Consider the following 3,365-nt stretch of genomic DNA (forward strand, 5'->3'; position numbering starts at 1 on the left):
CGCCCCCGCCGCGCCGCTCGCCGCCGCGCGGGAGCGAATCGCCGGACTGTCGCGCGCGCAACATGCCGTGCTGCTGGCGCTGGCGGACGGGCGATCGAACAAGCAGATCGCCTATGACCTGTCGGTGACCGAGGCGACGGTGAAGGCGCATCTGACCGCGGTGTTCCGCAAGCTGAGGGTGACGAACCGCACGCAGGCGCTGCTGGCGATCCGCCCGCTGCTGGAAGACCCCGCGTCGGGGCAGGGGGGGTGAAGCAGGCGCCCGCCGCGATGCGTCGGCCCAGCGCGCGCGCCTTCATCGCGGTGACCGTGGCCATCCCGCTGGCGTTCGGGCTGCTGACGCTGGGATTGTGGAACGAATTCCAGCGATCGGAATCGCTACGTCGCGCCGCGGCGGATTCGTTCGACCGCCGGATCGCGGCGGTGGCGCTTCTGTCGGAACTGAAGGATGCCGAAACCGCGCAGCGGGGCTTCATCCTGACCGGCGACGAGACGTTCCTAGAACCCTATGCGCCGTCGCGGCGCGAGATCATCGACTACCTGCACCGGATGGATAGGCCGGAGCAGCACGGCGCGGACCCATGGATGCACACGCTGCACATCCTGGTCGAAAGCAAATTCGAGGAACTGGACCGCACGATCGCGCTGGTCCGCGCCGGCCGCGAGGATCAGGCGCGCGCGATCGTTCGCGAGGGGGCCGGCAAACGGGTGATGGACCGGTTGCGCGATGTGGTGGCCACGATAGTGCGCGACGACCGCGCCGTCGCCGATGCGGCGTTGCAACGCTTCCTTGCCCAGCGCCAGCGGCTTGCGCGCGGAATCCTGGGCAGCGTTGTGGTGTTGACGCTGTTGTCGCTGGCGGTGCTGGCGATGATCTGGCGCGCGCGCGTGCAGCGCCATGCCGCGCTGGTCCGCGCGGTCGACGCGGCCGAGCGCAACGCCACCATCTTCGACGCGACGATCGACGCGCTGCTGATCCTGAACCCCAGCGGCACCGTGGAGATGATGAACCCGGCCGCGACGCGGATGCTGGGATACGAGCCGGGCGAGCTGGAACGGCGCGACATTGCCACGGTGATCGACATCGCGCCGGGCAGCGGCAGTTTCCACAGCCGGGTCGGGCTGATCGACGGCAGGCTGCGACGGCCGTTCCTGACCGATCGTACCGCGCATCACCGCGACGGCCGCGGCATTGCGGTCGACGTCGCGCTGGGGGTGATGGACCTGCCGCGCGGCCGGCACGTGATCGTGTCGTTGCGCGACGTGTCCGAGCGCAAGCGCCTGGAGCAGGTGAAGGACGACCTGATTTCCACCGTCAGCCACGAACTGCGCACGCCGCTGACCTCGGTGATCGGATCGCTGGGGCTGTTGCGCGCGGGGACGAGCGGCACGCTTCCGCCCCAGGCGCAGCGCCTGGTCGATATCGCGGAGAACAATTCGCGGCGGCTGATCCGCCTCATCAACGATATGCTGGATATCGACCGGATCGAAACCGAGCGGCTGCGGCTGGCGAGCGAGCGGATCGACCTGCGCGACGTGATGCAGCGGGCGTGCATCGGCAGCGAGGGGCTGGCGCGCGAGCGTCATATCCGGCTGAACTGCGCCGAGGTGCCGGCGCCGGTGCCGGTGATCGGCGACGCCGACCGGCTGCTGCAGGTGGTGACGAACCTGTTGTCGAACGCGACGCGCGTGTCGCCGGAGGGTGCCGCGGTCGACATCGCGGTCGCGCTGACGCCGGATGGCGCCGACGGCGGGGTGCGCGCGATCCTGACCGTCGAGGATCGCGGGCCGGGGATCGCACCGGCGTTTCGCGAGCGCATCTTCGGCCGTTTCGAGCGGGCCGATGCGCGCGATACCGCGACCGGCGCGGGACTGGGGCTGGCGATCTCGCGCGAGATCGTGCGGCGGCACGGCGGCGATATCCGGTTCGAGGATCGCGACGGGGGCGGCACGCGGTTCGTGGTGGAATTGCCGCCCGCGCCGGCCGATGACGGCGCGGCCGATCCCGCCGCGCCGCGCATTCTGTTGTGCGAGGCCGACGATGCGGCCGCGGCGGCGCTGGCGCAGGTGATCGCGGTGGAGGGATGCGTGCAAGACCGCGTCGCCACGCTTGCCGAGGCGCTCGCGGCGATCCGCGGGCGGCGGTACGATGCGGCGCTGGTCGCGCTGGCGCTGCCGGGCGGGGGCGGCATCGAACTGGTACGGCAGGCGCGCGCCGACACGACGCTGGCCGCGCCGGCCGCGATCCTGGTCGCGCCCGAGGCGCGCGGGGACGAGCCGTTGCCGGCGTCGCTCGACGTCGTCGACTGGATCGACCGGCCCGGCGCGAACCGGCGGCTGACGGTGGCGCTGCGGACCGCGATCGCGCGGGCGGCGCGGCCGGTGCCGGTGATCCTGTGCCTGGACGACGATGCGGACATGCTGCAGGTCATGGCGGAGACGCTGGAGCCGGAGGTGCGCATCTGTCGCGCCGCCACGATCGACCAGGCGCGCGCGATCGTGGCCAGCGATCCGCCCGACGTGGCGGTGCTGGATCTTCACCTGCAGGGCGCGTCGGGGCTGGACCTGCTGCCCTATCTGGTCGACGCGCGCGGCATCGCGATCCCGGTGATCGTCCATTCGGCGCAGGACATCACCGACGATGCCGCCGCGCTGGTCGATGCGGTACTGGTCAAGTCGGGCGAATCGCTGGCCGATCTGAAGGCGACGGTCCGCCGGCTGGTGCGTGCGCGCGCCGCGGGTGCGGCCAGGGAGGCGGGTGGCGTGGGGCGAGCAGCCGAGGAGCAGGCGGGATGATACCGACCAGGATATTGTACGTCGACGACGATCCCGACATCCGCCACATCGTCGAACTGTCGCTGGCGCTGGACCCGTCGTTGCAGATCCGCGCCGCGGCATCGGGCGAGGAGGCGCTGGCGGTGATCGACGACGGCGCCCCGCCGCCGCAGGTCGTGCTGGTCGACATGATGATGCCGGGGATGGACGGGCTGGCGCTGCTGGAGCGATTGCGCGAACGGCCCGCGACCGCGACGGTGCCGGTGGTGTTCATGACCGCGCGCGGGCGACAGGCCGACCTGGACCGCTATCACGCGGCGGGCGCGGCGGGGGTGATCGTCAAGCCGTTCGACCCGCTGACGCTGGCCGACCGCATCCGCGGGTTGATGGCGGCTAGCGAATCCTGACGCGGTAGCGCAGCTGGAACGACGTATTGGTCGCGAACGTGCCCGACAGCGTCAGCCGGATCGCACGCACCCGCGCGTCATACCCCAGCGCATCGGCCACCGGCTGATAGCTCCAGCTCGACCCGTCGGAGAATTCGAGCCCGTCGCCGGCGGGCGCGGCGGCGGAATAGGACAGCGACAGGC

Annotated in this window: 4 protein-coding genes; 3 read left to right on the forward strand and 1 reads right to left on the reverse strand. The window is 71.4% G+C overall.

From position 1 onward, the window contains the following. From AX685_RS14620 to AX685_RS14630, 3 genes are all read left to right on the forward strand, one after another. On the forward strand, positions 1-253 hold a 253-nt coding region (locus AX685_RS14620), incomplete at its 5' end, for a helix-turn-helix domain-containing protein (RefSeq protein WP_197418633.1). After that, complete coding sequence (locus AX685_RS14625; RefSeq protein ID WP_066489976.1) at positions 250-2,796, forward strand: ATP-binding protein; 2,547 nt, start codon at positions 250-252, stop codon at positions 2,794-2,796. The genes AX685_RS14620 and AX685_RS14625, both read left to right, overlap by 4 nt. After that, positions 2,793-3,182: a response regulator gene (locus tag AX685_RS14630; RefSeq protein WP_066489978.1), complete on the forward strand. Its 390-nt coding sequence runs from the start codon at positions 2,793-2,795 to the stop codon at positions 3,180-3,182. The genes AX685_RS14625 and AX685_RS14630 overlap by 4 nt, the downstream gene beginning before the upstream one ends. On the opposite strand, the gene AX685_RS22710 is transcribed toward AX685_RS14630, so the two are convergent. Next, positions 3,169-3,365 (reverse strand): hypothetical protein (locus AX685_RS22710; protein WP_197418634.1); only part of this gene is annotated, 197 nt, incomplete at its 5' end. The two genes, AX685_RS14630 and AX685_RS22710, sit on opposite strands and share 14 nt — an antisense overlap.

It is taken from the genome of Sphingomonas sp. CCH9-F2 (genome assembly GCF_001556735.1).
In the GTDB taxonomy this organism is placed as follows: domain Bacteria; phylum Pseudomonadota; class Alphaproteobacteria; order Sphingomonadales; family Sphingomonadaceae; genus Sphingomonas; species Sphingomonas ginsenosidimutans.